The sequence below is a fragment of the Agromyces hippuratus genome, assembly GCF_013410355.1.
In the GTDB taxonomy this organism is placed as follows: Bacteria; Actinomycetota; Actinomycetes; order Actinomycetales; family Microbacteriaceae; genus Agromyces; species Agromyces hippuratus.
This window is the reverse complement of the sequence record NZ_JACCFI010000001.1, coordinates 2,552,101-2,576,945: the sequence shown is the minus strand read 5'-3', so window position 1 is coordinate 2,576,945 and position 24,845 is coordinate 2,552,101. Positions and strand designations below refer to the sequence as shown.

Below are 24,845 nucleotides of genomic sequence, written 5' to 3'. Positions count from 1 at the left end.
CTGCACCTTGCCGGAGGTCGCCGGGTCGACCGACCCGTCCGACCGCACGTTCCACGTCGCATCGTCGGAAACGGGTTCAGATGAAGAAGTGGTCGGTGGTCGCCATCCTGGGCGCCGCGCAGTTCGTGATGGTGCTCGACGGCACGGTCATGAACGTCTCGATCTCGACCGTCGTCGACGATCTCGACACCACGGTCACCGCGATGCAGGCCGCGATCACGTTCTACACGCTCACGATGGCCTCGCTCATGCTGCTCGGCGCGAAACTCGGCGACGTGTGGGGGCGGCGCCGCGCGTTCGTCATCGGCTCGTGCATCTACGCGCTCGGTTCGCTCATGACCGCCCTCAGCCCGAACGTGCAGGTGCTGTTCCTCGGCTGGTCGGTCATCGAGGGCGTCGGGGCGGTGCTCGTGATCCCCGCCGTCGCCGCGCTCATCGCCGACAACTACGAGGGCACCGACCGCATCACCGCGTTCGCGGTCATCGGCGCGGTGTCGGGCGCCGCGGTCGCCGCCGGCCCGCTCATCGGCGGCTTCCTCACGACCTACGCGAGCTGGCGGTACGTGTTCGTCGGCGAGGTCGTCATCATGTTGTTCGTCGTGCTGTTCACGCGGGTCATCCGCGACCGCACCGCGCGGCAGACCGCGCACATCGACGTCTGGAGCGTGCTGCTCTCGGCGATCGGACTCGTCTTCGTGGTGTTCGGCATGCTGCAGAGCAAGACCTGGGGCTGGATCACGCCGCTGCACTCGCCCGAGATCGGCGGCGTCGAGATCGCGCCGCTCGGAATCTCGCTCTGCGCGTGGCTGATCGTCGCCGGCGCTGGGCTCCTGGCGCTGTTCGTGCGGCGTCAACGCCATCTCTCCGCCGCAGGCCGGCAGCCGCTCGTCGACGTCGAGCTGTTCCGGATCGCGCGGCTCCGCAGCGGACTCGCAGTGCTCGGAGCGCAGTACGCGATCACGGCCGGCCTCTTCTTCATGGTGCCGGTGTACCTCCAGATGACGCTCGGCCTCGATGCGCTCGAGACGGGCCTCAAGATCTTCCCGCTCTCGATCTCGCTCATCCTCTTCTCCATCGTCGGCACGCGCCTCTCGCGGCTCTGGTCGCCGCGGCGCATCGTGCGCATCGGCCAGATCGCGCTCGTGCTGAGCTCGATCCTGCTGCTCGCCTCGGTCGACCTCGAGCTGCAGAACTTCGCGTTCGGCTTCGGCATGTTCGTGGCGGGCGCGGCGCTCGGCCTCCTCGCCTCGCAGCTCGGCAACGTCAACATGTCGAGCGTTTCCGAGTCGCAGACGAGCGAGGTCGGCGGCCTGCAGGGCGTCTTCCAGAACCTCGGCTCCTCGCTCGGCACCGCGCTCATCGGCTCGGTGCTGATCGGGGCGCTCGCCTCGACCTTCGCCCTCGGCGTCTCGTCGAGCGAGCTCTCGGCGGAGACGAAGGCGCTCGTCAGCGAGCAGACCGAATCCGGTGTCGCGATCCTCCCGGCCGCCGATGTCGCCGACATCGCGAAGGAGGCCGGCCTCGACGAGACCGAGAGCGCCGAGTTGACCCGCATCTACACCGACTCGCAGATCTCCTCGCTGCACACCGCGTTCTTCGCGCTCATCGTGATCGCGTTCTTCGCCCTCTTCTTCTCGCGGGGCATCCCCACCGAGGTCATGGGTCGGAAGTCCGAGAAAGCGGATGCCCCACCGGTGACGTGAACCGAGGGGCACGACGAGGAACGGGGGAGCACCATGAAGGCACGCCACGAGGCATCCGATGCCACCGGCACGGCAGGCGGACCCGCCACGCCGCCGCCGCCCGACCCGACCGACTTCGCGGCCCGAGCCGAGTGGGGACGCGTCGCGCGACGCCGCTCGCCGCGCGCCGACCACGCCGACTGGGCGCCCGCCGCCGACCGTCCCGACCCGGTGGCGCTGCTCGAGGAGCAGGCGACGAACCGGGTCGCCGAGCTCATCCCGATCCGGCACGCGCGCATGATGGTCTCGCCGTTCACGTTCTACCGCGGCGCGGCGCTGATCATGGCGGCCGATCTCGCGAAGACGGCCGACTCCGGCATCACGGCGCAGATCTGCGGCGACGCGCACCTCTCGAACTTCGGCGTCTTCGGCTCGCCTGAGCGCAAGCTCGTCTTCGACATCAACGACTTCGACGAGACCCTGCCGGGGCCGTGGGAATGGGACCTCAAGCGGCTCGCGGCGAGCTTCGAGATCGGCTGCCGATCGCGCGGCTTCTCTCGCGATGAACGCCGTGAGGTGACGGTCGCGGCCGTGCGCGGCTATCGCGAGCGGATACACCGTGCCGCCGAGTCCCGCGTGCTCGACGCCTGGTACGACCGCCTCGACGCCGACACGCTCGCCGAATGGGTGCGCACCGAGCGGCTCTCCGGCCACGCCGAGAAGGAGCAGGTCAAGCGCACCGACTCGATCCTCGCGAAAGCGAGGACGCGCGACAGCATGAAGGCCTTCTCGAAGCTCGTGCGCGTCATCGACGGCGAGCTGCGCATCGCCGGGGACCCGCCGCTCATCGTGCCGGTCGAGGACCTCGCGCCGTTCGGCCGCACGCGCGCCGATGACGAGCTGGCCATGCGCGAGCTGCTGCGCGACTACCGCACGACGCTGCCGCTGGCGAGGCATCCGCTCGAGGAGTTCACCTACCTGCACATGGCACGCAAGGTCGTGGGTGTCGGCAGCGTCGGCACCAGGGCGTGGATCGTGCTGCTGCGCGGTCGTGACGATGCAGACCCGCTGCTGCTCCAGGCCAAGGAGGCGCAGGCATCGGTGCTCGAGCGCTTCCTCGCACCGAGTGCGTACGCCCATCACGGCGAACGCGTCGTACGCGGGCAGCGGATGATGCAGGCGGCCAGCGACATCTTCCTCGGCTGGCAGCGCGCCACCGGCCACGACGGCGTCGATCGCGACTTCTACCTGCGCCAGTTGCACGACTGGAAGGGGTCGTTCGACATCGAGGCCAGCGTGCCGTCGGGCGCGAAGCTGTATGCGCGAGTCTGCGGCGAGACGCTCGCGCGAGCCCACGCCCGATCGGGCGACCGGGTCGCGATCGCCGGTTACCTCGGCGGCAGCGACCGCTTCGACGAGGCGATCGCGGACTTCGCGGTGGCGTACGCCGACCAGAACGAACGTGACTACCGAGCGTTCGTCGCGGCCGTGGAATCGGGTCGGCTGGAGGCGGCGTCCGAGGTGTAGCTTCTCGCACTCGGGGGTTTCCACCCGTCAGGATCCGGGGGAGCGCCCGATGACGGCGCGTCGCGCCGGTCGCCATGCTGAGCCGCATGAGCACCGGAACCAGGACCCCAGCATCCGCATCCGCATCCGCATCCGACTCGCCGCGAGCGCCGGGAGGAGGGACGCCGCCGCCCCGCGTCGGCGGCTCGATCGCGACGCGGGCCGCATGGACGTGGGTGCTGCTGTCGTCGCTCGCGATCGCCGTCTACGCCGTCGTGCCCTATCTCACCGCCTCGCTGGCGGCGCTCTCCGAGGACGGCGCAGGCCTCGCCGCCAACTACGACCGTCAGCCCGGGTTCGTGCAGCTCGCGTTCTCCGCGCACATCGTCGCGGGCGGGGTCGCCCTCGTCGTCGGCCCGCTGCAGTTCTGGCGCGGTCTGCGCACGCGGCACCCGCGTGTGCATCGATGGACCGGGCGCGGCTACCTCGTCGCCGTGCTGGTCGCCGGCGTCGCCGGGCTCGTCATGGCGCCCTTCAACTCGGCCGGCCTCGTGGGGTTCTTCGGGTTCGGCGCGCTCGCGGTGCTCTGGCTCGCGACCGGCTGGCGCGCCTACCGCTCGATCAGGGCGGGGGATGTCGCGAGCCACCGCGCTTGGATGATGCGCAACTTCGCCCTGACCTACGCGGCGGTCACGCTGCGACTCTGGATCGGCTTGCTGCTCGGCGTGCAGGCGCTGCCCGGGGGCGAGTTCGACTTCGAGGCCGCGTTCGAGAACGCGTATGCGGCCGTGCCCTTCCTCTGCTGGATCCCGAACCTGATCGTGGCCGAGTGGCTCATCCGCCGGCGCGGGCTGCCGTCGTATGCACTGCCGGCGGCGCCGCGGCAGCCAGCCACGACGGTGTGATCCGCGGGCCGCGCGTGGCTTCGGTGGTGTGCGGCCGCGCCTGCGCTAGGTTGGCGACAGATTCATCGTCGGCGCCGGCACGGCGCCGACTCCGCGCGCCGGCGATGCCGGCTCGGTCGAAGGGCGATCACCATGTACTTCCTCAACAGCATCTGGGACTGGTTCTGGTTCTGCTTCTGGGTGTTCGCCTACGTCGCCTACCTGTTCGTGCTCGTCTACGTGCTGATCGACATCTTCCGCGACCACAAGCTCAACGGCTGGTTGAAGGCCGTGTGGGTGATCTTCCTCGTCTTCGTGCCGTTCGTGACGGCATTGGTCTACCTGATCGCGCGGGGCAAGGGCATGGCCGAGCGCTCGGCTCGCAAGCAGGTGGAGTACGAGGAGTACTCGGAGGACGAGATCCGGAAGATGTCGTTCGCTAACCCCGCAGAGGAGATCGCGAAGGCGCAGTCGCTGCGCGAGCAGGGGCTCATCACCGACGGCGAGTTCGAGGCGCTGAAGAACAAGGCCCTCGGCGGCAAGTACTGACGCCTCAGCCGAGCGGCTCGATCAGCGTCGGGTCGGCCGGGTCGACGGCGCGTGAGTTGTTGACCCGGCGGTCGACCTCGTAGTTCGAGATCGACGCGGCGACGCGTTCGGACTCGGCGGTCATGAGCGCGAGCATCTCGGCCTTGCCGTCGTCGTCGAGCTTCACCGGCGCGAGGTAGTCGTTCCATGCGTCGCGGGCGAGGAAGACGGGCATGCGATCGTGCACCTCGCCCGAGGCATCCCGAGCCTCGCGCGTGATGATCGACGTCGAGACCTCCCACTCCTCGCCGACCTTGCGCGCCGTGTAGATGCCGGCCGCGGCGAGCAGCGGCTCGTCGCCGTGCAGGAACCAGGCCTGCTTGCTGCCGGGCTCGCCGGTCCACTCGTAGTAGCCCCGCATCGGCACGAGGCAGCGCGATGAGGCGAACGCGCCCTTCCACAACCCGTTGGTGGCGACGGTCTCGATGCGCGTGTTGAACTGCGGGCGCTTCGACTCCTTCATGAACGAGGGCCGGAAGTTCCAGACCGCCGGGTCGACCGAACGCCGCACCTCGCCGGTCTCGCTGTTCTTGCGCTCGCGCACGATGGGCACGACCTCGGTCGGCGCGATGGAGAACTGGGGTCGCCAGTCGCGGTAGTCGCCGCCCTCGGCGACGAACTCCTGGATCAGCTCGTCGATCTTGGCGTCGTTCGCGAATCGTCCGCACATGCTGCCAGTCTGCACCCGGCCGCCGACACGGGGCCAGGGCGAGCGCCGGCTTGAGGGCGTGGCTGGGCCGAGCGGGGGCGGGGATGGGGCCGCCGGGCCGGTGAAGGGGTCTCACCAGCCCGGCCATCGATGACCTACGCGGGTAGGGTCGCGGTCGCATCGATGGCGCACGCACGAGCGCGCGCGTCACTCAGGGGCGAAGAGCGGTTGGCCCCCTCCTGCTCTCCGTCCGTCCATCACGACCGGTAGTGAGGAGGCTGCGAACCCGAATCGCAGTCGCCGCCGGTCGTGGTGGTGGCTCGAGGCTATCACCACGGGCACCCCCTTTCGGGGGTCGACGCGCGGAATCGGGAGTCGGGCGAGTCCAGCTGGTAACGTTCCCTTGGTCGGATGTCACGTGCTCCCTGTCGTTCAGGAGGGCGCGGGGCGTGAACCGTGCGATTGAGGTGGGTCGGGCGCGAATGCCGGAGGGGCAGCGGAAGAGCAAGCAACCGACCATCCGCGAGGTTGCCGCGCACGCCGGTGTGAGCCCGATGACCGTGTCGCGGACGCTGTCCGGTGGGGTGTACGTGCGGCCGGATGTCCAGGAGAGAGTGCTTCGCGCGGTTCGCGAGCTCGGCTATCACCGCAACGAGATCGCCCGAAGTCTTCGCCCGGGTCAGAGCAGCGGCTTGATCGGTGTGGCGATCACGAACCTCGGCAACCCGTACTACGGGAACTTCGCGCTCGGAGTCGAAGAGGTCGCAGCCCGACACGGGCGCCGCATCATCCTGGGCAACACGGGGGAGGATCCAGCACGTGAACGCCAACTCGTGTCGGACTTCATCGGCCGGCAGGTGGAGGGCCTCGTCCTCGTGCCGTCGGGGAGGAGCGGCGAGCACCTGAGTTCCGACGAGCTCGGCGGCGTACCGCTGGTTCTGGCCTCCCGCAGTCTTGACGGGCTGGATGCGGACACCGTGCTCCTCGACGATGTCGGTGGCGCAGCAGGAGGCACGAGAGCGCTGTTGGACGCCGGCCACACGCGCATCGCGTTCCTCGGCAACGCCCGATCGGTGTTCACCGGCGAGCGGCGATTCGAAGGATTCGTTCGGGCGCTCGCCGAGCGCGGTCTCGTACCCGACGATGCGCTCGTCGAACGCGATCAGCAGGACGTCGCCGCGGCTGAGACGGCGACTCGTCGACTGCTCGATCTCGATCATCCGCCGACCGCGATCTTCAGTGCCAACAACCGGAACTCCATCGGAGTCCTCCATGAAGTCGCTCGACGGTTGAGATCCGGTGCGGCTTTGGAAGCGATGCCGGCTCTCGCGAGCTTCGATGCGTTCGAGCTCGCCGGACTGATGCCCGTGCCCGTGACCATCGTCGACCACGATCCTCGCGAGCTGGGGCGGGAAGCAGCGCGACTCCTGCTCGCACGGCTCGGCCCTGAGCCCAGCGTGGAGCCGTCGCGGCGGGTGGAAATGCCCGTCCGGGTCGTCACGGCGACGTAGTCGGGCTCATCGGGAATGCTCTGATGGTCCGCATCCCGGGATCTGGTAACGTTACCAATCCATGACCACCGGAAGGCACGACCATGCGAACCGTCGCGATCGATCTGGGCGGGACCAGCGTCAAGCTGGGCGTGGTCGAGCATGGAGCGCTCGTCTCTCGAACCGAGCTCCCCCTGACTCCGGCGTTCCACCTCGGTCACGTCGCTGCAGCCGTTCATGCCCAGCTCGACGGCGCCGCGGTCGATGCCGTCGGCATCGCGGTGCCCGGCATCGTCGACCCAGCTGGAACCAGGCTGGTGGCGGCGCACGGCAAGTACGCCACCCTGCTGCAGCTGGACCTCTCCGAGTGGTCGCTCGCTGCGTTCGGCCGTCCTGCGCATGTCGAGAACGATGCTCGCGCAGCCCTGGTCGGTGAAGTCACCGATGGCATCGTGGCGGGTGCGCGCGATGGCGTGCTGATGACGTTGGGCACCGGCATCGGGACGGCCGCGATGATCGACGGTCGCCTCGTCAGGGGGCGACACGGTCACGCCGGGATCCTCAACGGCCACGTCACCGTGGACTTCGCCGGGCAACGGTGCCCCTGCGGCAACACCGGTTGCGCAGAGGCGTTCGCCAGCACCTGGGCCCTCCGTGAGGCGATAGCCGGCGGCGAGCTCGAGCCGGGCCCGGAGCTCGCCGCACGACTTCGCGCTCGCGGCGCGATCGGAGTCAGGGACGTCGTCGAAACTCGACAGGAACCGGAGTCGGCCGCGGTGCTCGAGCGCTTCTCCGAGGTGTGGGCGGCAGCGCTCGTCACCCAATGCCACGCTTACGACCCCGAGGTCGTGGTGGTGACCGGTGGGGTCATGCGGTCGGCGCACCTGATCCTCCCAGAACTCAGCCGGAGGGTGCATGAGCGGCTCTGGTCGTCATCGTTCCGGCCCCCGGTCGTCACTCCCGTGGACCCGGCGACGTCGGTGCTCCGGGGCGCCGCCGCGCTCGCATCCGCTCCCGACAACGAAGGACCCTCATGACCCCCGACCACCAGCCCGCCGTCGTGAACGAGCAATCGACCGGTTACGTGAAACTGCCCACCATCCCGCTTCCGGAAGGCGCCGAGGTGCTCACGGGAGGCGAGGCGTGGCATGCGGCCCTTCGCATCGCTCACGACCGCACCGCCGGAATACCCCTCGTCGTCGTCGACGTGTACCCCGGGGCCGACGTCGCTGCGCTCACTGCGAGCATCTCCGCCGCGCTGCCCGCCGCGGAGATCGTCGATGTCGAGGATGCTGCGGCTGCCGACCCGGCGGTGATCGATGCGCTGATCGGGCGACACCTCACCGACGATCGCGTGTTCGGAGTCATGAGCCACTTCACCGTGGACGAGTTCTACGACGGCGGCAGGGTCGAGCACGTCCGTGAGCGTGTCGCCGCGCGTCGTTCTCCGCTCGTCCTGGTCGGTTGGGGCGCCGAACTGATCGCCGGCGCGGAGGCGGACGCCCTCGTGCTGGTCGACATGGCTCGGTGGGAGATCCAGCAGCGGTACCGACGTGGCGCCGCGAACTGGCGTGCAGGCAATCACGACGAAGACGCGCTGCGGAAGTACAAGCGGGGATTCTTCGTCGAGTGGCGAACCGCTGATCGGCACAAGCGCACCCTGCTCGATCGCATCGACCTGGTCGTCGATGGCAACGCCGAGACCGAGGCGGCCGGCGCTGTCGCCGGCGAATCGTTCCGTGCGGCGATGCGGGGCGCCACCACGCAGCCGTTCCGTGTGGTGCCGTTCTTCGACCCCGGAGTCTGGGGCGGCCAGTGGATGAAGGAGAGACTCGACCTCGACCCGGCCGCGGAGAACTTCGCCTGGTGCTTCGACTGCGTGCCGGAGGAGAACTCGCTTCTCCTGGAGGCCGGGGGCAAGGTCGTCGAGGTCCCCGCCATCGACCTGGTGCTGAGTCGACCTCGCGAACTCCTCGGGGAGCGGACCCACTCCCGCTTCGGCGCGGAGTTCCCGATCCGATTCGACTTCCTCGACACCATGGGCGGGGGGAACCTGTCGCTTCAGGTCCATCCGCTCACCGACTACATCCGCGACGCGTTCGGGATGTCGTACACGCAGGACGAGAGCTACTACCTGCTCGATGCCGCCGACGACGCCGTGGTCTACCTCGGCGTCAAGCCCGACGTGGACCCGAAGGAGATGTTCGCGGCCCTTCGAGCGGCGACCGAGGGGACGCATCCGTTCGACGCGGAGCGCTACGTGAACACGTACCCGGCGAAGAAGCATGATCACTTCGCGATCCCCGCCGGTACGATCCACTGCTCGGGTGCGAACTCGATGGTGCTCGAGATCTCGGCGACGCCCTTCATCTTCACCTTCAAGCTGTGGGACTGGGACCGAGTCGGACTCGATGGTGTGCCGCGGCCCGTTCACCTCGATCACGGTGAGCGCAACGTCAGATGGGAGCGCGACGACCGGTGGGTCGAGCAGAACCTCGTCGGTCAGGTGCACGAGATCCGCCGTGAGCCCGGCCTCGTGGAGGAACGCACCGGGCTGCACGAGCTCGAGTTCATCGAGGTGCGCCGGCACTGGTTCGAGCACGAGGCCGCACACGACACCGAGGGCACGGTCAACGTGCTCAACCTGGTCGAGGGTGATGTGGTGGAGATCGTGAGCCCGACCGGCGCGTTCGCGCCGTACCGTGTGCACTACGCCGAGACGTTCATCGTCCCCGCCGCGGTGGGGGAGTACGTCATTCGACGCGCTCCCGGCTCGCGAAGCGAACGTTTCGCCACGGTGAAGGCCTACGTCAGAGGCACGCTCGCCAGCGACGCCTGATGCAGAGGCGGTCGAGATCGATGAAGGGCGGGGCCGAGAGGCGTGGCTTCCACTGGAGCGGATGACGGGAATCGAACCCGCGCTATCAGCTTGGGAAGCTGAAGTTCTACCATTGAACTACATCCGCATGCGGCATCCGCTGGCCGCCGAAGCGGCTGCAGAGGCAACGTCAGTCATCCTAGCAAGTGCGTTGCTACGCTGGCAGCGTGCTGCTCTCAGATCGTGACATCCGGGCCGAACTCGACGCGAACCGCATCGGGCTCGACCCGTACGAACCGGGCATGATCCAGCCCTCGTCGATCGATGTGCGCCTCGACCGGTACTTCCGGCTGTTCGACAACCACAAGTACCCCTTCATCGATCCGGCCGAAGACCAGCCCGAGCTGACCCACCTCATCGAGGTGCGGCCCGACGAGGCGTTCATCCTGCACCCGGGCGAGTTCGTGCTCGCCTCGACCTACGAGGCCGTGACCCTGCCCGACGACGTCGCCGCCCGCCTCGAGGGCAAGAGCTCGCTCGGCAGGCTGGGCCTGCTCACGCACTCGACGGCCGGGTTCATCGACCCGGGCTTCACCGGGCACGTCACGCTCGAGCTCTCGAACGTCGCGACCCTGCCGATCAAGCTCTGGCCGGGCATGAAGATCGGCCAGATGTGCTTCTTCCGCCTGTCGTCGCCGAGCGAGCGGCCCTACGGCTCGGCCGAGTACGCGAACCGCTACCAGGGGCAGCGCGGGCCGACGGCGTCGCGCTCGTTCCACAGCTTCCACCGCACGGATGTCGGTGTCACCGACGCCGGCTCGCGGGGCGAGTAGCCGGCAGCGCCGCTCAGAAGAACAGCAGTACGGCGGCGATGATCATCACCGTCGCCGTCGAGGCGTGGACGCCGAGCGCGACCGCCGTTCGGCCGTGGTTGCGGATGATCATGAGCGCGTCGCCGATCGGGATGAGCGCTTCGACGAGCAGGATGACGGCCGCCGCCGCCGGTCCGAAGAACACGAGCATCGCCACGACGACGAGCCCCGAGACGATGTCGCGAGGGCCCTTGATGTGTTGCCACGGCGTCACCTCGGGGGTGATCGCGCTCGTGAATCCGAAGCCCTGCCCGGTCGCGGTCGGCGCGACGAGGTACGAGATGCCGACCCAGATGATGCCCGCGGCGACGACGAGCGCGAGGGAGGCGCCGATCCAGGTCGCCGGGGTGAACTGTGCGAGGTCCATGTGATTCCTTTCGATGAAAGATTTATTGCGACGCTAGCATTCCTTTCGATCGAGCGATAGTCTCGATTCATGGCGACGAGTGAACGCATGGCACGGCGGCGTGAACAGCGACGGAGCGCGATCCTCACTGCCGCCCGCGAGTTCGCCGAGGCCGAAGGCTGGCAGGCAGTCACGTCGCGCAGGCTCGCCGATGCGATCGACTACACGCAGCCGGTCATCTACTCGCACTTCGAGTCGATGGATGCGGTGATCGACGCGGTCGCGGTCGAGGGCTTCGGTGAGATCGCCGCTGCGCTCGCGCAGGCTCGCACGAGCGCATCCCGCCCAGAGCAGGCGCTCGAGGCGCTCAGCCGCGCCTATCTCGGGTATGCCACGGCGCATCCCGCCATGTACGACGCGATGTTCGTGCGCGGCACCGGTCTCGCGTTCGCCGAAGCGAGCACGCTGCCGCAGCTGGTCGCGGGCTTCTCCGAGATCCGCGCCGTCGTGCAGCCCTTCACCGACCAGCCCGACACGCTCGCCGAGGTGCTGTGGGCGAGCCTGCACGGCCTGACGATGCTGCAGCGCACCCGCCGCGTTCCGGGCGACGGCGAGGATCGCCTGGCGGTGCTGCTCGCCCTCATCACGAGCTGACCGCGTCAGTGGGCGGTGTCAGCGGTCGGGCGTCTCGAGCCCCTCGGTCGTCACACGGCCGCCCGCGTCGGCTCCGACTCGGACTCGGACTCGGCGAGCGACGCGTCGCTCGCGAGCAGGAACTCCATCACGGCGTCGAGTGTGCTGTCGGCCCTGAGTACCCGGTTGTGACTGAGTCCCTCCGTCGCGAGCAACCGGGCTCGCCCGCCGTTCGCCGCGACCAGTCGCTCCGATTCGACGAATGGGATGCGCAGGTCGCCTCGGTCGTGCACGAGCAGCAGTGGCGTGCCGGCGGGCAGCGGATGCCGCACGGCTGAGTAGCGCTCGAATGGGTCGGGCTGCCCGCTGAAGTCGCGGGCGGCGTATCGTGCGGCGAGGGCGTCGCGAGTGGGGGTGTCGAGGCCGAGCATCGTGCCGAAGCCGTCGACGAAGACGCGAGGGTCGGCTGCGCTGGCGATGCCGACGACCCTGGTCGCGGTGACTCCGCCGTGCACGGCCATGAGCGCGGCGAGCGAACCGAACGAGTGCCCGACGATCGCGTGCCACGCCCCTTCGCGCCGGGTGAGCTCGCCGATGACATCGAGGTGGTCGACGACGTACGTGTGGCGACCGGGCGAGTCGCCGTTCGCCGGACCGTCGAACGCGATCACCCGGAACCCCTCGCTGCGGAGTTCGCGAACGAGCGGGGCGAACATGCTGGCGCGCGACTGCCAACCATGCGCGAGCAGCACGGTGCGCTCACCCGCCCCCCACTCGTAGGTGACGACATCGACGCCCGTGCCGCGGATGCCCGGGATGCGCACGGTGCCGCGACGGGCGGCGCGATGGGTCGCGAGGTCGGTGGCGACGACGGGTGCGCGCTTGCCGACGCGCCGGAAGAGCGGGAGCGCGAGGGCCGCGCCGAGGTCGGGGGAGACGCGCGCTGCGGCGCGCACTCCGGTGGCGATGGCGGACGCTGCAGACATCGGTGCTCCTCACAATACGAACGGTCGTACGCACACTATACGAACGATCGTGCGTACAATCAAGGAATGATCGAGACCGACGGCCGACGGGTCAGAGGCGACGCATCACGGCGCCTCGTGCTCGATCACGCCGTCGACCTCGCATCGGTCGAGGGCCTCGACGGCCTGTCGATCGGCCACCTCGCCGATGCCGCCCGGGTGAGCAAGAGCGGTGTCGCCACCCTCTTCGGCACGAAGGAGCGCCTGCAGCTCGCCGCCGTCGAAGCTGCCCGCCTGCGTTTCGTCGCGAGCGTCATCGAGCCGGCGCGCGACGAGCCACGAGGCATCCGCCGGATCGTCGCGCTGCTCGACGGCTGGATCGCGTACTCTCGCGACCGCGTGTTCACGGGCGGATGCTTCTTCGCCGCGACGGCCGCCGAGTTCGACGCGAAGCCGGGGCCCGTGCGCGACGCGCTCGCCACTGCGCTCACCGACTGGAGCGACTACCTCGCCGCATCGTTTCGATTCGCCGTCGCTCAGGGAGAGGTCGGCGCCGACGAGGACCCGGAGCAGTTCGCCTTCGAGGCGACCGCGCTGCTCGACGCCGCCAACACCCGTTCGGTGATGGGCGACTCGAACCAGCCCTACGTCTTCGCGCGGCGCGCGCTCGTCGCTCGCCTGCGCGCCGCCGGGGCGGATGCCGCGTCGCTCGCCCGGCTGGCCGACGTCGACGACCTCGCCGTCTGACGACTCGGCGCCCGACGATCTCGGTGTCTGACGGCCGCGTCGCAGGGGGCCACGGGGTCGATCAGGCCGTGCCGAACACGAGCGCGAGGGTGGTGTCGCCGCACGGCACGACGAACCGGCCGCCGGGCAGCACGCCGGCCGCTGCCTGGCCCTGATGCTCGTGCAGGGGCGCCAGTACTGCGGGGAGCCCGTCGAGCCGGAGCAGGGCGCCCGTCGCGTGCCGTGAATCGGTCGACGCGACGATGCGCGCCGAGGCGTTCACGAGCGTGCACGGATGCCCCGACTCGCGCAGCACCGGCAGCAGCTCCTGCTCGATGCGGGCGACATAGGCATCGGTGCCCACGACCCCGGCCATCTCGCCGTCGACCGTCACGGGCGTGGTGATCGTGACCGTGTAGTCGTCGGTGCAGAGATAGTCGACGTACGGGCCGGTGAGGTGGCGGGTGCCGGTGCGGGCGGGGGTGCGCCACCACTCGAGCGTCGTGTAGTCGCGGAACTGCTCGGCGTCGGGGTCGCTCTCGGCCTCGAGCCGGCGCACCCCGCCGTCGGCGGCGGCGCGGAAGGTGTTCGTGCCGCTCAGCCACCAGGCGAGGTGCCACGGCGCATCAGGCAGGAAGCCGGGCGCGGCCACGAATCCGGCACCCGTGATGAGGCCGCTCGAGTCGTCGAGCGCGGGACGCACGAGCGCCGAGATCACGGGGTCGAGGTCGGCGGCGTTCGGCTCGGCGACCTCCGCGAGGTGTGCTTCGAGCGTGTCGCGCCAGGTGTCGATCAGTGCGAAGAGCGGATCGATCGTGGCGGCGATGCGGTGGGCGATGGTGTCGGCAGCGTTGACGACGATGGCGGTCATGGCCTCAGCCTCTCCGGTCTTCGGCACGCGGTGCCGGTTGCTGACCCTGCTCGGGGGACTCGAGCCGGGCCTTCTCATCGATGAGCCATTCGGTGGCGGATGCGATGTGTTCGGTGGTCGCACGTCGGGCGCGTGCCGGGTCGACGCCGCGGATCGACTCGATCACCTCGACCCGTGCCTGCCTACTGCGGTCACGATACGCCTGTTCGCGCAGGCACAGCCAGAGCAGCGGGCCGGATTCAGCCTGCAGTCGGAGCTCTTCGTGCACCAGCCGCGGCGACTGGCTCACCGCGGCGATCTCGAGCTGGAAGCGGCCCACTGCACGCCGGGCGCCGCCGGCGGAGGCGAGGTCGGCGCGCGCGTCGAGCTCGACGAGGCTCGCGAGGTCGTCGTCGCTCGCACGATCGGCGGCGACCTCCGCCGCCATGCCGGCGATCGCGGCGTAGTGCAGCGAGAGGTCGCGCAGTTCGATGCGGCTGAGGGCGCGCACGCGTGCGTCGATCATGCGCATCGAGGCGTCGCGGTCGTGGGTCACGAAGCTTCCGCCGTCGCGGCCGCGGCGAGTGAGCACGAGCCCCTTGTCGCGAAGGGCGACGAGTGCTTCGCGGGCGGTGACGACGGCGACGCCGAGGCGCTTCGCGAGTTCGGACTCGCTCGGCAGGCGCTCGCCGTCGCGCAGCACGCCCGCGACGATCGCATCGGTCAGTCGCTGCTCGACGAGCTCGGCGCGGCCGGCGCCCTCGAGGGGCGAGAACACGACGGCGCGCGTCGCATCGGAGCGGCTGGTGGCCTGCGGCATCCGACCTCCCGCGTCTGTCTCGGCGAATCCGTGACATGACCGTAACACGGGGGTATGGACATTTACATCTGGAGTCATATGATTCTGGACAGACGAACATCTGGTTTCAGATGTTTGAGGTCGCATCGAAGGAGATGTCCATGACCGACACGCAGCCGGCCATCCGCCTCACCGCACTCACCAAGGAGTTCGGCGCGGTCACCGCGGTCGATCACGTCGACCTCGAGATCGCCGCCGGCGAGTTCTTCTCGATGCTCGGGCCGTCGGGGTCGGGCAAGACCACGGTGCTGCGGCTCATCGCCGGCTTCGAGCAGCCGACGGGTGGCACGGTCGAGCTCTTCGGGCAGGATGTCACGAAGCGGGCGCCGTTCGACCGCGACGTGAACACGGTGTTCCAGGACTACGCGCTGTTCCCGCACATGAGCGTGCTCGACAACGTCGCCTACGGGCTCCGAGTGCGCGGCCTCGGGCGCAAGGAGCGGAACGAACGGGCGCTCCGGGCCCTCGCCTCCGTGCGGCTCGAGCAGATGGCCGGCCGGAAGCCCTCGCAGCTCTCGGGCGGGCAGCGCCAGCGCGTCGCCCTCGCGCGGGCCACCGTCGTGCAGCCGAAGGTGCTGCTGCTCGACGAGCCGCTCGGCGCCCTCGACCTCAAGCTCCGCGAGCAGATGCAGGTCGAGCTGAAGCAGATCCAGCGCGAGCTCGGCATCACCTTCATCTTCGTCACGCACGACCAGGAGGAGGCGCTCACCCTCTCCGACCGCATCGCCGTGTTCAACGACGGCCGCATCGAGCAGCTCGGCACGCCCGCCGAGCTGTACGAGCGCCCCGCATCGCGCTTCGTCGCCGACTTCGTCGGCACCTCGAACCTCTTCGACGCCGAGCGCTCGCGCACGATCCTCGGCCGCGACGGCCATCACTCCGTTCGCCCCGAGAAGATGACGGTCTCCCGCGCCGGCCTCCGGCAACCCGGGGTCGTCGACGTGCCCGGCACCGTCGTCGAGGCCATCTACCTCGGCAGCGGTGTGCGTCTCGTGGTCGATCTCGACGACGGCACCCGGGTCACCGTGCTCGAGCAGAACGACCGGGGCCGCCTGCACGACGACGAGCGCGGCGACCGCGTGGTCGTCTCGTGGCATGACGACGATGTCGTGCCCCTCGGCATCGAGGTGCTGCCGGGGATCTCCGGCTGAGGCACCGCCAGCGACCAGCACCACACAGCACCACACGGCACACCAGGAAGAGGAGAGAACCATGAAGCGCACCACGCACACGGCACGCCGCGGCGCGACCGTGGGCCTCGCGATCGCCTCGATCGCGATGCTCACCGCCTGCGGCACGACGTCGGGAGGCGGCGACGGCGGCGGCGAGGCCGCCACCGAACTCGGCGAGATGGAGGGCCAGGTCTCGCTGCTCGCCTGGCCCGGCTACGTCGAGGACGGCACGAACGACCCCGCCGTCGACTGGGTCACCCCGTTCGAGGAGGACACCGGCTGCGAGGTCACCACGAAGACCTTCGGTACGTCCGACGAAGCGCTGAACCTCATGAAGACCGGCGACTACGACGTCGTCTCGGCCTCCGGCGACGCCTCGCTCCGACTCGTCGCGGCCGGCGACGTCGCTCCCGTCAACACCGACCTCATTCCGAACTACGAGAACATCTACCCGTTCCTCAAGGACCAGGCGTGGAACTCGGTCGACGGTGTGGCCTACGGCGTGCCCCACGGCTACGGCGCGAACCTGCTCATGTACAACACTGAGGTCTTCCCGACCGCGCCCACCTCGTGGGACGTCGTGTTCGACGGCTCGAGCGAGTACGCCGGCCAGGTGACGGCCTACGACTCGCCGATCTACATCGCGGATGCCGCGGTCTACCTCATGGCGCACAACCCCGAGCTCGGCATCGAGAACCCCTACTCCCTCGATGAGGAGCAACTCGCCGCAGCGGTCGATCTGCTGAAGCAGCAGCGCGAGAACATCGGCGAGTACTGGTCCGACTACCTCAAGGAGATCCAGGCCTTCACGACCGGCGACACCGTCGTCGGCACGAGCTGGCAGGTCATCGAGAACGTGCTCGAGAGCGAGGGCGTCCCGACCGACGTCGTGCTGCCCGAGGAGGGTACGACCGGTTGGTCGGACACCTGGATGATCGCGTCGGAGTCGAAGAACCCGAACTGCGCCTACGCGTGGCTCGACTACATCGCGAGCCCCGAGGCGAACGCCGCGGCCACGTCGTACTTCGGCGAGGCCCCGTCGAGCGACGAGGCCTGCGAGTACCGCGAGGACTGCGAGGCGTACCACGCCGGCGACGCCGACTACGCCTCGCAGATCTGGTACTGGTCGACTCCGATCGAGGAGTGCCTCGACGGGCGCACCGATGTGAAGTGCACCGACTACGCCGCGTGGACGCAGGCGTGGCAGGAGATCAAGGGCTGATCCCGCCCACCGCGGGCCGAGGGAGACCTCGCGAGGGATCCCCCGGCCCGCGGCATCCGCTCATTCGACCTGACAGGACACGCATTTGACGCACGCGACCGTGCCCCGCCCGAGGGAGACCCCGGCCCGCCGGGTCTCCGTCTTCCTCAGCACGCACCCCCGCGCCCGGCTCGGGCTGCTGCTCAGCGCCCCGCTGTTCTGGCTCGGCATCGTCTACATCGTGGCCCTCGTGCTGCTGCTCGTGACGGCGTTCTGGTCGGTCGACAGCTTCACGGGCGAGATCACCCAGGAGTGGACCCTCGACAACATCATCGAGGTCGTCACCGGCTCGCTCTACCAGACGGTGACATTGCGCACCCTGGGCGTCGCGCTCGCGGTGACCCTCATCGACGTGGCACTCGCGCTGCCGATCGCGTTCTTCATGGCGAAGGTGGCGACCCCGCGCATGCAGCGGATCCTGCTCATCGCGGTGCTGACGCCGCTGTGGGCGAGCTACCTCGTGAAGGCCTACGCCTGGCGCTCGGTGCTCTCGCAGGACGGCATCCTCGAGTGGCTGCTCGCTCCGTTCGGCGGCAGCACACCCGGCTACGGCCTGCCCGCGACCATCATCACGCTGTCCTACCTGTGGCTGCCCTACGTGATCCTCCCGATCTACGCGGGGCTCGAGCGGGTGCCCGACTCGTTGCTCGAGGCCTCCTCCGACCTCGGCGGGCGCACCTGGCCGACGCTGCGGCTCGTGGTGTTCCCGCTCGTGCTGCCGGCGATCATCGCGGGCACGATCTTCAGCTTCGCGCTCTCGCTCGGCGACTACATCACGGTGAACATCGTCGGCGGCGCGAACCAGATGCTCGGAAACCTCGTCTACACGAACGTCGGCGCGGCGAACAACCTGCCCCTCGCCTCGGCGATCGCGCTCATCCCGATCGTGATCATCTTCGGCTACCTCTTCCTCGTGCGTCGCACCGGCGCGCTCGACAACCTCTAGGGGCGACGGATGCGACTCTCCCGACTCTCACGCACGACGCTCGGCATCGTGACCGGCGTGATCCTGCTGGTCGTCTACGTGCCGCTCTTCGTCGTGCTCGTGAACTCGTTCTCGACGTCGACGTCGCTGACCTGGCCGCCGCCCGGCTTCACGCTCGAGTGGTGGGGACGCGCGTTCCAGAGTGCCGGCGCCATGGAGGCGGTGGCGACGAGCGTGCAGATCGCGATCATCGCCACGATCATCTCGCTCGTGCTGGGCACGCTCATCTCGCTCGCCCTGCAGCGCTTCGAGTTCTTCGGGCGCGAGGCGATCAGCCTGCTCGTCATCCTGCCGATCGCCCTTCCCGGCATCATCACGGGTATCGCGCTCAACAACTTCTTCCGCACGATCATGGGGGTGCCGCTCTCGATCTGGACCGTCGTGATCGCGCACGCGACGTTCTGCATCGTCACGGTGTTCAACAACGTGATCGCGCGGCTGCGCCGACAGGGCACGAACCTCGAGGAGGCCTCCGCCGACCTCGGGGCCGGTGTCTGGACGACGTTCCGGCTCGTGACCTTCCCGCAGCTGCGCTCGGCCCTGCTCGCGGGCGGCCTGCTCGCCTTCGCCCTCTCGTTCGACGAGATCATCGTCACGACGTTCACGGCGGGGTCGGGGGTGACGACGCTGCCCATCTTCATCCTGAACAACATGTTCCGGCCGAACCAGGCGCCGATCGTCTCGGTCATCGCCGTCGTGCTCGTGCTCGTCTCGATCATCCCGATCTACATCGCGCAGCGGCTCTCGGGCTCGGAGGCGGAGAAGCGCTGAGGGCGAACGAACGGATGTCGCAGCAGACGAGGGACCCGCCGGTGGCGGGTCCCTCGTGGTGTTGAGCGGTGCGGCGGTGGCGCCGCGCCGCAGCGTCAGCCGGGCTCAGGCTCGGGTGCGACCGCGCCCGTGGCCCTCGTGGCTGGCATGGCCGTGGTCACCGCGCTCGTGCGGGTGACCGGGTCGGCCGGCATCGCCGTGCATGTGGACATGCACGTGGACGTCGTTGCGAGTCCGGCCGTGGCCGTGGCCGTCGCCGCACCGACCGTGGCCGGCACCGTGCCCTTCGCCGTGACGGTGGCCTTCGCCGTGGTGGCGACGGCCGAAGCCGCCGCCGTGGCGACGGCCGAAGCCGCGGTGGTGTCGCCGCGGCATCCGCTCGCCTTCGGCCCAGCCGAGCTCGCCGGCGATCGCCTCGAGCGAGGCCATGGTCGTGGCGAAGTCCTCGGGGCTGACGGCCCCGGCGACCTTCGCGCGGAGCGTTGCGACGCGCTCCTGCAGTGACGCACGAGCGGCCTCGCCGGCCTCGGTCAGGGCCCAGGTGCCGGGCTCGCCCTCGACCCAGCCGCGCTCGACGAGGGGCTCGACGCGCTCGGGGCGCGCTGCGAGCTTCTCGCTCATGCGGGGGTCGGTGACGGTGCCCGCCACGAGGTTGAGGCGCCGCCAGTCGCGGCGGGTGATGCCCTCTTCGGCGAAGAGGTCGCCCATCGCCTCGTCGAGGCGGCGGTCGATGACCTTGAGCCAGAAGCCCAAGGGGCGGGGGCTCGCGGAGTCGTCGTTCGTGTTCTGAGAGTTGTCGGGGGTGGTCATGGGTGTTCCTTTCGTTTGCGGAGCGCGTCGGTGTCGCGGGCGGCACTGGAGGCTCGCCCGCAGAGGGCGGGTGCGCTCGGGCGGCGTCGCCTCAGTCGGCGTTCGCTTCGACCCGGGTGGAGCACCCGATCAATTGCATGCACTGTAGCATGTATATGTACAATGACATACATGAACGCATCGAGTCAAGTCCCTCCCGGAGAACGCTCAGGGTCGGATGCCGCGGGGCCCGCCTCGAACGATCCGATCGCGTTGATCGAGCAGGCCCTCGTCACGATGCGCCGCGACCAGGAACGCCGGCGGCTCCAGCGCCGGGCCGAGCACTTCGGGCGGGAGGGCCACGACGGACACGGGGGCGGGCACTCGCACGACCACCCGCACGGGCACAGGCACGACGGGCGCCATCCTGACGAGCACCCGGGGCACGCCGACCACGAGCACGGCGAGGGTGCCGAACTCGACGATCATCGAGGCCGCCGTGGTGGCGGGCGCGGAGGTCCCGACGGTTGGGGCGGGCGAGGTCGCGGACGAGGCCCGGGTGGCGGTCCCGGCCGGCACGCGCTCGCGCACGCGGCGCGCTTCCGCCTGCTCGATGCGCTCGAGGGCGCCGAGCGCCCGCCCTCGGTGAGCCAGCTCGCCGAGGCGATCGGCGTCGATCAGCCGCGGGCGAGCCGGCTCGTGCAGGCCGCCGTCGAAGCAGGGCATGTGCGCCGCGAGGCGGACCCATCCGACGCCCGGCGGAGTGCCCTCGTACTCACGGCCTCCGGCCGGAAGCTGCTGGAGAGCGCCCGCGACACGCGCCGCGGAGCCGTCGAGACCGCGCTCGCCGCATTCACCCCCGAGGAGACGGCCGAATTCGCGCGCCTGCTCTCCCGCTTCATCGCCGACTGGCCGCGCGACTAGGCGCGCCGGCGTTTCACAGGAGGGAACCCCGTGGCCACAGCCCATGACGACGCGCGCGGCAAGCCGGCCGCCGAGCGCGCCCTGCGCCCGCAAGCTCGAACGACCGAGCGCCGCGAGGCGGTGCTGAAGGCGGCGATGAACGTGTTCGGCGCCCGCGGGTACAACAAGGGCGCCCTCGTCGAGGTGGCCGAGCAGGCCGGCATGACCCATGCGGGCGTGCTGCACCACTTCGGCAGCAAGGAGGGACTGCTCGTCGCGATGCTGAAGTACCGCGACGGCGAGGAGGTCGCCGGCGTGCCCGCGCGTGCGCAGACCGAGGGCCCGGCGTTCCTGCAGCACCTCGTCGACACGGTCGAAGAGAACACGCATCGCCGCGGCGTCGTGCAGGCCTACTCCGTGCTCTCGGGGGAGTCGGTCACCGATGGGCATCCGGCGCACGAGTACTTCCAGGTGCGCCTCGACGTGCTGCGCGAGAAGATCGCGGGCGTGCTCGGCGAAGTGACCGGCAACACCGATCCCGACGACCTCTCCGACTCGGCCTCCGCCCTGATCGCCGTCATGGACGGGCTGCAGGTGCAGTGGCTCCTGAACCCCGACGCCGTCGACATGACCCGCATCGTGGGCCGCACGCTCGACGAGATCGTCGCCCGCCTGCGTGCGCGGGCGGGCGACTGATCGCTACCTCGTCGGAGCGTTCGCCTTCACGGGGATGAGCAGGCAGAGGCCGAGCGCGATCACGAGCACGATGCCGAGGATGCCGTAGTACGGCTCGCCGCCGATCGTGACGAAGAGGGCGAAGGCGGTCGGCGCGAGGAAGCTCACCGCGCGGCCGGTTGTCGCGTACAGGCCGAAGACCTCGCCCTCGCGGCCGGCGGGGATCAGCCGGGCGAGGAACGTGCGGCTCGCCGACTGCGCCGGGCCGACGAAGAGGCAGAGCGCGAGCCCCGCGGTCCAGAACACGATCTGGCCGCCGTCGTGCAGGAAGAAGACGAGCAGGCCGCTCACCACGAGCCCGATGAGGGCCGCCATGATCACGGGCTTCGCGCCGAGCTTGTCGTCGAGTGCGCCGACCGCGATCGTCGAGATTCCCGCGACGACGTTGGCCGCGATCGCGAAGATGATGACCTCACCGGCCGAGAACCCGAAGACGGATGCCGCGAGCACGCCGCCGAACGTGAAGACGCCCGCGAGCCCGTCGCGGAAGACCGCGCTCGCCAGCAGGAACCAGACGGTGTTGCGCTGCTCCTTCCAGAGTCGCTTGATGTCGCGGCCGAGGCGCGCGTAGGAGGCGAAGAAGCCGATCTTCTCGCGCTCGACGGCGGCGGGGTTGCGGTACTCGGGCACCGCGAAGAGCACGGGCAGGGCGAACAGGCCGAACCACAGGGCGGAGACGAGCATCGTCACGCGCACGTCCATGCCGTCGTCGCCGGTGACGCCGAAGAGGCCGACCTCGGGCTGGATGAAGCCGAAGTACACGACGAGCAGCAGCACGATGCCGCCGACGTAGCCCATGCCCCAACCGAAGCCCGAGACCTTGCCGATCGAGCGCGGCGTCGAGACCTGCACGAGCATCGCGTTGTAGTTGACGCCCGCGAACTCGAAGAAGACGTTGCCGGCGGCCACCAGGAACAGGCCGAGCAGCAGGTACTCGGGGCCGGGCTGCACGAAGAACATCGCGACGGTGATGGCCACGACGATGTAGGTGTTGACCGCGAGCCAGAACTTGCGGCGACCGCTCGTGTCGGAGCGCTGACCCGTGATCGGCGCGAGCAGCGCGATGAGCAGGCCGGCGATCGCGAGCGCCCAGCCGAGCTGCGCCTCGACCGTGCCCTTCGGCCCGAACGACTCGCTCGTGAGGTAGACCGTGAACACGAACGTCGTGACGACCGCGTTGAACGCCGCGGATCCCCAGTCCCAGAGGCCCCACGCGAAGATGGGTCCCTTGCGCGCGCCGGCCTCGGCGACCGCCTCGACCTGCCCGGTCGCGACCCCGATGGTCGCAGCGGCCCCGTCGGCCGGGGTGAGGTGCGACGGCGGAAAGTTGCGGGGCGCTTCGGGCGAGCGCGGCGCGTCGGGGTCGGTCATGGGCTGCAGTCTCGTTCTCTCAGGTGAACAGCGGGTGGCGGATGCCGCGGCCGGGCAAGCCCGGGCGGCACGCTCGCACGGGCCGGGGTCCTCATCGACCCGTGGGCACTGTATCGCTGCATCGCACCCAGCCGCTCACGGCTCGCGGCCGGAGGGGCCGCGAGCCGTGTCGCCGACTACTGCAGTTCGAGCACCTCTCGGAGGATCGCGTTGTAGCTGGCGAAGTGCAGCACGCCGGACTCGAGCATCACGGAGGGCTGGTAGTTCGCGTCGTAGTCGGCCGGCGCCTGGTAGCTGCCGTCACCCTGGTGGGTGTCCTCGAGCCAGCCTTCGGCCTGCAGCTGATCGAGCCACGCCTGGCCCTGGTCGCCCACCTCCAGTCGCGCGTACCAGACCGAGACATCGCTGTTGGGCTTCGTCCAGACGCAGATGAGTGCGCCCTCGGCCTCCATCCGCTCCATGACGGGGCCGAGGAGGTACGGGTCCTCCTTGAGCCCGAGGCCGTCTTCGGCGAGGCGCGCGTACTCGGCTTCGGTGAACACGGTGTCGCAGCTCGGTGCGGCCGGGGGATCGGCCGGCGCCTCGGTCGCGGGTGCCGAGGGGGCGACGCTCGCCACGGTCTCCGCGGCGGCGCCGGAGGCGGAGGTTTCGGGTGCGCTCGCGCCGCACCCGGTCAGGACGAGGGCGAGTGCGCCGGCGGCGATCGCCGCGAGGATTTCGGTTCGAGATGCCATGCCACAGAGAATAGGAACATATCTTCCCATTCACAACGGATGTGCTCGAATCGTGACCCGCGTTCAGGGGTAGCCCTGAGAGGACGAGCCCCCGAACGCCCGCGGCTCAGCTGTAGACCTCCGCGATCAGCTCGCCGAACAACTGCTCGGCGTCGCACTCGAGGCGCTGCCGCGTGAACCAGTCGCAGACGTTGCGGCAGTCGCGATGCAGCAGGTCGAACCCCTGCGGATTCGACACCACGTCGACGACCTGCGGCAGGTCGATCGCGACCATGCGGCCGTCGTGCACGAGCAGGTTGTACGGCGAGAGGTCGCCATGCGCGAGCCCAGAGCGAGCGAGCGTGCGCATGAACTCGACGACCTGGTGGAACAGCTCGCGCAGCTCGTCGGGGGTGGCTCGAACCTGCGCGAGGCGCGGGGCCGCGACGCGGCCGTCGCCGATGAACTCCATGAGCACCTCGGTGCCGCTCACCTGCACCGGGTACGGCACGGCCGCCCCGAGCTCGGTGAGTCGCGACAGCGCCTCGAACTCGGCGGCCGCCCACTGCACGCGCGCGACCTCGCGGCCGAACGTCGTGCCCTTCGCGAGGGCGCGGGCGTCGCGACTGCGGCGAGTCGTGCGCCCCTCGGTGTAGACGGTCGAGCGGTGGAAGTCGCTGTGCTCGCTGCCGCGGTACCGCTTGGCGGCGAGCAGCACGTGCCTGCCGAGCGTGCCGGGCTCGGCATCGGGCACCGCGCGTTCGATGAGGTAGAGGTCGGCCTCCTTGCCGGTCTTGACGACACCGAGTTCGGTGTCGATCGCCGCGGCATCCGTGACGAGCCAATCGGGTCGCGGTTGCGGGCCGCGTTCGAGCGGCGTGGTGGCCGGCCAGGTCGACCAGCGTTGGCCCTCGCCCGGTTCCGTGGTCTGGAAGGCGAGGTCGCCCGCGTCGAATCGCGGGGTCGTGAAGGCAGTGGATGCCGCGTGCGCACGCACGACGGCGGATTCGTCGAGAGACGAGGTGATGTGCAAGGTGGATCTCCGAAGGTCGCGGAGGCCACCGGCCGCTCAGCGGGTGGAGGCCTCGCAAGTGAAGGGAACGTGGAGGTTCACGACAACGACAGCCATGATCGACTCCTTTCTTCACCGGATGCACCGGAGCGGGTGCTGCGCGAAACGGCAGCTTCGGCAGCTTAGGGCGTTTCACCCGTCGCGTCCAGTGTTCAGTCCCGCCCGGGTCGTCGAACGCCCGTCCTCCCGTGGGCCGCGGTAGGGT

At 69.6% G+C, this 24,845-nt stretch carries 25 protein-coding genes and 1 tRNA gene; 16 read left to right on the top strand and 10 right to left on the bottom strand.

Annotated features, from left to right (window positions below; genetic code table 11):
- Positions 1-80: 80 nt before the first annotated feature.
- From BJY17_RS12030 to BJY17_RS12015, 4 genes are all read left to right on the top strand, one after another.
- Complete coding sequence (locus tag BJY17_RS12030) at positions 81-1,703, top strand: MFS transporter (protein ID WP_179551558.1); 1,623 nt, start codon at positions 81-83, stop codon at positions 1,701-1,703.
- A 33-nt stretch (positions 1,704-1,736) separates the two neighbouring features.
- Positions 1,737-3,209 (top strand): DUF2252 domain-containing protein, encoded by a 1,473-nt coding sequence (locus BJY17_RS12025; RefSeq protein WP_179551557.1) that lies wholly within the window; start codon positions 1,737-1,739, stop codon positions 3,207-3,209.
- Positions 3,210-3,295: 86 nt separating this feature from the next.
- A complete protein-coding gene (locus BJY17_RS12020) occupies positions 3,296-4,093 on the top strand; it encodes a DUF2306 domain-containing protein (protein ID WP_179551556.1) in 798 nt (265 codons plus the stop codon).
- 132 nt (positions 4,094-4,225) lie between these two features.
- Entirely contained in the window at positions 4,226-4,621 is a 396-nt protein-coding gene (locus BJY17_RS12015; protein ID WP_179551555.1) for an SHOCT domain-containing protein, read from the top strand.
- Positions 4,622-4,625: 4 nt separating this feature from the next.
- Here BJY17_RS12015 and BJY17_RS12010 read toward each other — a convergent pair whose 3' ends face one another.
- The gene (locus BJY17_RS12010) at positions 4,626-5,330 is read right to left on the bottom strand and encodes an SOS response-associated peptidase (protein ID WP_179551554.1); all 705 of its coding nucleotides are present in this window, start codon (positions 5,328-5,330) and stop codon (positions 4,626-4,628) included.
- Between the two features lie 461 nt (positions 5,331-5,791).
- Here BJY17_RS12010 and BJY17_RS12005 point away from each other — a divergent pair, with 461 nt between their 5' ends.
- The 3 genes from BJY17_RS12005 to BJY17_RS11995 all read left to right on the top strand — a co-directional run bounded on the left by BJY17_RS12005 (position 5,792) and on the right by BJY17_RS11995 (position 9,638).
- Positions 5,792-6,820 (top strand): LacI family DNA-binding transcriptional regulator, encoded by a 1,029-nt coding sequence (locus BJY17_RS12005; RefSeq protein WP_179551553.1) that lies wholly within the window; start codon positions 5,792-5,794, stop codon positions 6,818-6,820.
- A gap of 83 nt (positions 6,821-6,903) precedes the next feature.
- Positions 6,904-7,836: an ROK family protein gene (locus tag BJY17_RS12000; RefSeq protein ID WP_179551552.1), complete on the top strand. Its 933-nt coding sequence runs from the start codon at positions 6,904-6,906 to the stop codon at positions 7,834-7,836.
- Entirely contained in the window at positions 7,833-9,638 is a 1,806-nt protein-coding gene (locus tag BJY17_RS11995; protein ID WP_179551551.1) for a class I mannose-6-phosphate isomerase, read from the top strand. Before BJY17_RS12000 ends, BJY17_RS11995 begins: the two co-directional genes overlap by 4 nt.
- 53 nt (positions 9,639-9,691) lie before the next feature.
- On the opposite strand, the gene BJY17_RS11990 is transcribed toward BJY17_RS11995, so the two are convergent.
- Positions 9,692-9,765: transfer RNA gene (locus tag BJY17_RS11990), tRNA-Gly, on the bottom strand.
- Between the two features lie 79 nt (positions 9,766-9,844).
- On the opposite strand from BJY17_RS11990, the gene dcd reads away from it, so the two are divergent.
- Complete coding sequence (dcd, locus tag BJY17_RS11985; protein ID WP_179551550.1) at positions 9,845-10,450, top strand: dCTP deaminase; 606 nt, start codon at positions 9,845-9,847, stop codon at positions 10,448-10,450.
- A gap of 13 nt (positions 10,451-10,463) precedes the next feature.
- Here dcd and BJY17_RS11980 read toward each other — a convergent pair whose 3' ends face one another.
- Positions 10,464-10,856, bottom strand: coding sequence for a DUF4267 domain-containing protein (locus BJY17_RS11980; protein ID WP_179551549.1), 393 nt, complete (start codon positions 10,854-10,856; stop codon positions 10,464-10,466).
- 69 nt (positions 10,857-10,925) lie between these two features.
- Here BJY17_RS11980 and BJY17_RS11975 point away from each other — a divergent pair, with 69 nt between their 5' ends.
- Positions 10,926-11,489: a TetR/AcrR family transcriptional regulator gene (locus tag BJY17_RS11975; RefSeq protein ID WP_179551548.1), complete on the top strand. Its 564-nt coding sequence runs from the start codon at positions 10,926-10,928 to the stop codon at positions 11,487-11,489.
- A gap of 50 nt (positions 11,490-11,539) precedes the next feature.
- On the opposite strand, the gene BJY17_RS11970 is transcribed toward BJY17_RS11975, so the two are convergent.
- On the bottom strand, positions 11,540-12,454 hold the full coding sequence (locus tag BJY17_RS11970) for an alpha/beta hydrolase family protein (RefSeq protein ID WP_179551547.1): 915 nt from the start codon (positions 12,452-12,454) through the stop codon (positions 11,540-11,542).
- 66 nt (positions 12,455-12,520) lie between these two features.
- Here BJY17_RS11970 and BJY17_RS11965 point away from each other — a divergent pair, with 66 nt between their 5' ends.
- Positions 12,521-13,180: a TetR/AcrR family transcriptional regulator gene (locus BJY17_RS11965; RefSeq protein WP_179551546.1), complete on the top strand. Its 660-nt coding sequence runs from the start codon at positions 12,521-12,523 to the stop codon at positions 13,178-13,180.
- Positions 13,181-13,241: 61 nt separating this feature from the next.
- Here BJY17_RS11965 and BJY17_RS11960 read toward each other — a convergent pair whose 3' ends face one another.
- Both BJY17_RS11960 and BJY17_RS11955 read right to left on the bottom strand, forming a co-directional pair.
- Positions 13,242-14,030, bottom strand: a complete 789-nt coding sequence (locus BJY17_RS11960) for a PDC sensor domain-containing protein (protein ID WP_179551545.1) — start codon at positions 14,028-14,030, stop codon at positions 13,242-13,244.
- Positions 14,031-14,034: 4 nt separating this feature from the next.
- A complete protein-coding gene (locus BJY17_RS11955; RefSeq protein WP_179551544.1) occupies positions 14,035-14,829 on the bottom strand; it encodes a FadR/GntR family transcriptional regulator in 795 nt (264 codons plus the stop codon).
- Between the two features lie 140 nt (positions 14,830-14,969).
- Here BJY17_RS11955 and BJY17_RS11950 point away from each other — a divergent pair, with 140 nt between their 5' ends.
- From BJY17_RS11950 to BJY17_RS11935, 4 genes are all read left to right on the top strand, one after another.
- Entirely contained in the window at positions 14,970-16,019 is a 1,050-nt protein-coding gene (locus BJY17_RS11950) for an ABC transporter ATP-binding protein (protein ID WP_179551543.1), read from the top strand.
- A 61-nt stretch (positions 16,020-16,080) separates the two neighbouring features.
- A complete protein-coding gene (locus BJY17_RS11945; protein ID WP_179551542.1) occupies positions 16,081-17,262 on the top strand; it encodes an ABC transporter substrate-binding protein in 1,182 nt (393 codons plus the stop codon).
- An 85-nt stretch (positions 17,263-17,347) separates the two neighbouring features.
- Positions 17,348-18,247, top strand: a complete 900-nt coding sequence (locus BJY17_RS11940; protein ID WP_218889904.1) for an ABC transporter permease — start codon at positions 17,348-17,350, stop codon at positions 18,245-18,247.
- A 9-nt stretch (positions 18,248-18,256) separates the two neighbouring features.
- Entirely contained in the window at positions 18,257-19,057 is an 801-nt protein-coding gene (locus BJY17_RS11935) for an ABC transporter permease (RefSeq protein WP_179551541.1), read from the top strand.
- Between the two features lie 105 nt (positions 19,058-19,162).
- Here the strand turns inward: BJY17_RS11935 and BJY17_RS11930 are convergent, their stop codons facing one another.
- On the bottom strand, positions 19,163-19,867 hold the full coding sequence (locus tag BJY17_RS11930; protein ID WP_179551540.1) for a MarR family winged helix-turn-helix transcriptional regulator: 705 nt from the start codon (positions 19,865-19,867) through the stop codon (positions 19,163-19,165).
- 171 nt (positions 19,868-20,038) lie between these two features.
- On the opposite strand from BJY17_RS11930, the gene BJY17_RS11925 reads away from it, so the two are divergent.
- Positions 20,039-20,770: a MarR family winged helix-turn-helix transcriptional regulator gene (locus BJY17_RS11925; protein WP_246303723.1), complete on the top strand. Its 732-nt coding sequence runs from the start codon at positions 20,039-20,041 to the stop codon at positions 20,768-20,770.
- A gap of 30 nt (positions 20,771-20,800) precedes the next feature.
- Entirely contained in the window at positions 20,801-21,445 is a 645-nt protein-coding gene (locus BJY17_RS11920; RefSeq protein WP_179551539.1) for a TetR/AcrR family transcriptional regulator, read from the top strand.
- A gap of 3 nt (positions 21,446-21,448) precedes the next feature.
- Here BJY17_RS11920 and BJY17_RS11915 read toward each other — a convergent pair whose 3' ends face one another.
- The 3 genes from BJY17_RS11915 to BJY17_RS11905 all read right to left on the bottom strand — a co-directional run bounded on the left by BJY17_RS11915 (position 21,449) and on the right by BJY17_RS11905 (position 24,601).
- Positions 21,449-22,855, bottom strand: a complete 1,407-nt coding sequence (locus BJY17_RS11915; protein ID WP_179551538.1) for an MFS transporter — start codon at positions 22,853-22,855, stop codon at positions 21,449-21,451.
- Positions 22,856-23,031: 176 nt separating this feature from the next.
- Positions 23,032-23,589: a hypothetical protein gene (locus tag BJY17_RS11910; RefSeq protein ID WP_179551537.1), complete on the bottom strand. Its 558-nt coding sequence runs from the start codon at positions 23,587-23,589 to the stop codon at positions 23,032-23,034.
- Positions 23,590-23,695: 106 nt separating this feature from the next.
- The gene (locus BJY17_RS11905; protein ID WP_218889903.1) at positions 23,696-24,601 is read right to left on the bottom strand and encodes a serine protein kinase RIO; all 906 of its coding nucleotides are present in this window, start codon (positions 24,599-24,601) and stop codon (positions 23,696-23,698) included.
- Positions 24,602-24,845 lie beyond the last annotated feature (244 nt).

Bases quoted from the DNA above. Each gene is read 5' to 3' on its own strand.
- BJY17_RS11925 (WP_246303723.1), top strand. From the start codon at position 20,039: ATGAACGCATCGAGTCAAGTCCCTCCCGGAGAACGCTCAGGGTCGGAT.
- BJY17_RS12015 (WP_179551555.1), top strand. From the start codon at position 4,226: ATGTACTTCCTCAACAGCATCTGGGACTGGTTCTGGTTCTGCTTCTGG.
- BJY17_RS11980 (WP_179551549.1), bottom strand. From the start codon at position 10,856: ATGGACCTCGCACAGTTCACCCCGGCGACCTGGATCGGCGCCTCCCTC.
- BJY17_RS11950 (WP_179551543.1), top strand. From the start codon at position 14,970: ATGACCGACACGCAGCCGGCCATCCGCCTCACCGCACTCACCAAGGAG.
- BJY17_RS12005 (WP_179551553.1), top strand. From the start codon at position 5,792: ATGCCGGAGGGGCAGCGGAAGAGCAAGCAACCGACCATCCGCGAGGTT.
- BJY17_RS11930 (WP_179551540.1), bottom strand. From the start codon at position 19,867: ATGACCACCCCCGACAACTCTCAGAACACGAACGACGACTCCGCGAGC.
- BJY17_RS12020 (WP_179551556.1), top strand. From the start codon at position 3,296: ATGAGCACCGGAACCAGGACCCCAGCATCCGCATCCGCATCCGCATCC.
- BJY17_RS12030 (WP_179551558.1), top strand. From the start codon at position 81: ATGAAGAAGTGGTCGGTGGTCGCCATCCTGGGCGCCGCGCAGTTCGTG.
- BJY17_RS11945 (WP_179551542.1), top strand. From the start codon at position 16,081: ATGAAGCGCACCACGCACACGGCACGCCGCGGCGCGACCGTGGGCCTC.
- BJY17_RS11975 (WP_179551548.1), top strand. From the start codon at position 10,926: ATGGCGACGAGTGAACGCATGGCACGGCGGCGTGAACAGCGACGGAGC.
- BJY17_RS11915 (WP_179551538.1), bottom strand. From the start codon at position 22,855: ATGACCGACCCCGACGCGCCGCGCTCGCCCGAAGCGCCCCGCAACTTT.
- BJY17_RS12025 (WP_179551557.1), top strand. From the start codon at position 1,737: ATGAAGGCACGCCACGAGGCATCCGATGCCACCGGCACGGCAGGCGGA.
- BJY17_RS11965 (WP_179551546.1), top strand. From the start codon at position 12,521: ATGATCGAGACCGACGGCCGACGGGTCAGAGGCGACGCATCACGGCGC.
- BJY17_RS11995 (WP_179551551.1), top strand. From the start codon at position 7,833: ATGACCCCCGACCACCAGCCCGCCGTCGTGAACGAGCAATCGACCGGT.
- BJY17_RS11960 (WP_179551545.1), bottom strand. From the start codon at position 14,030: ATGACCGCCATCGTCGTCAACGCTGCCGACACCATCGCCCACCGCATC.
- BJY17_RS11970 (WP_179551547.1), bottom strand. From the start codon at position 12,454: ATGTCTGCAGCGTCCGCCATCGCCACCGGAGTGCGCGCCGCAGCGCGC.
- BJY17_RS12000 (WP_179551552.1), top strand. From the start codon at position 6,904: ATGCGAACCGTCGCGATCGATCTGGGCGGGACCAGCGTCAAGCTGGGC.
- BJY17_RS11955 (WP_179551544.1), bottom strand. From the start codon at position 14,829: ATGCCGCAGGCCACCAGCCGCTCCGATGCGACGCGCGCCGTCGTGTTC.
- BJY17_RS11935 (WP_179551541.1), top strand. From the start codon at position 18,257: ATGCGACTCTCCCGACTCTCACGCACGACGCTCGGCATCGTGACCGGC.
- BJY17_RS12010 (WP_179551554.1), bottom strand. From the start codon at position 5,330: ATGTGCGGACGATTCGCGAACGACGCCAAGATCGACGAGCTGATCCAG.
- BJY17_RS11910 (WP_179551537.1), bottom strand. From the start codon at position 23,589: ATGGCATCTCGAACCGAAATCCTCGCGGCGATCGCCGCCGGCGCACTC.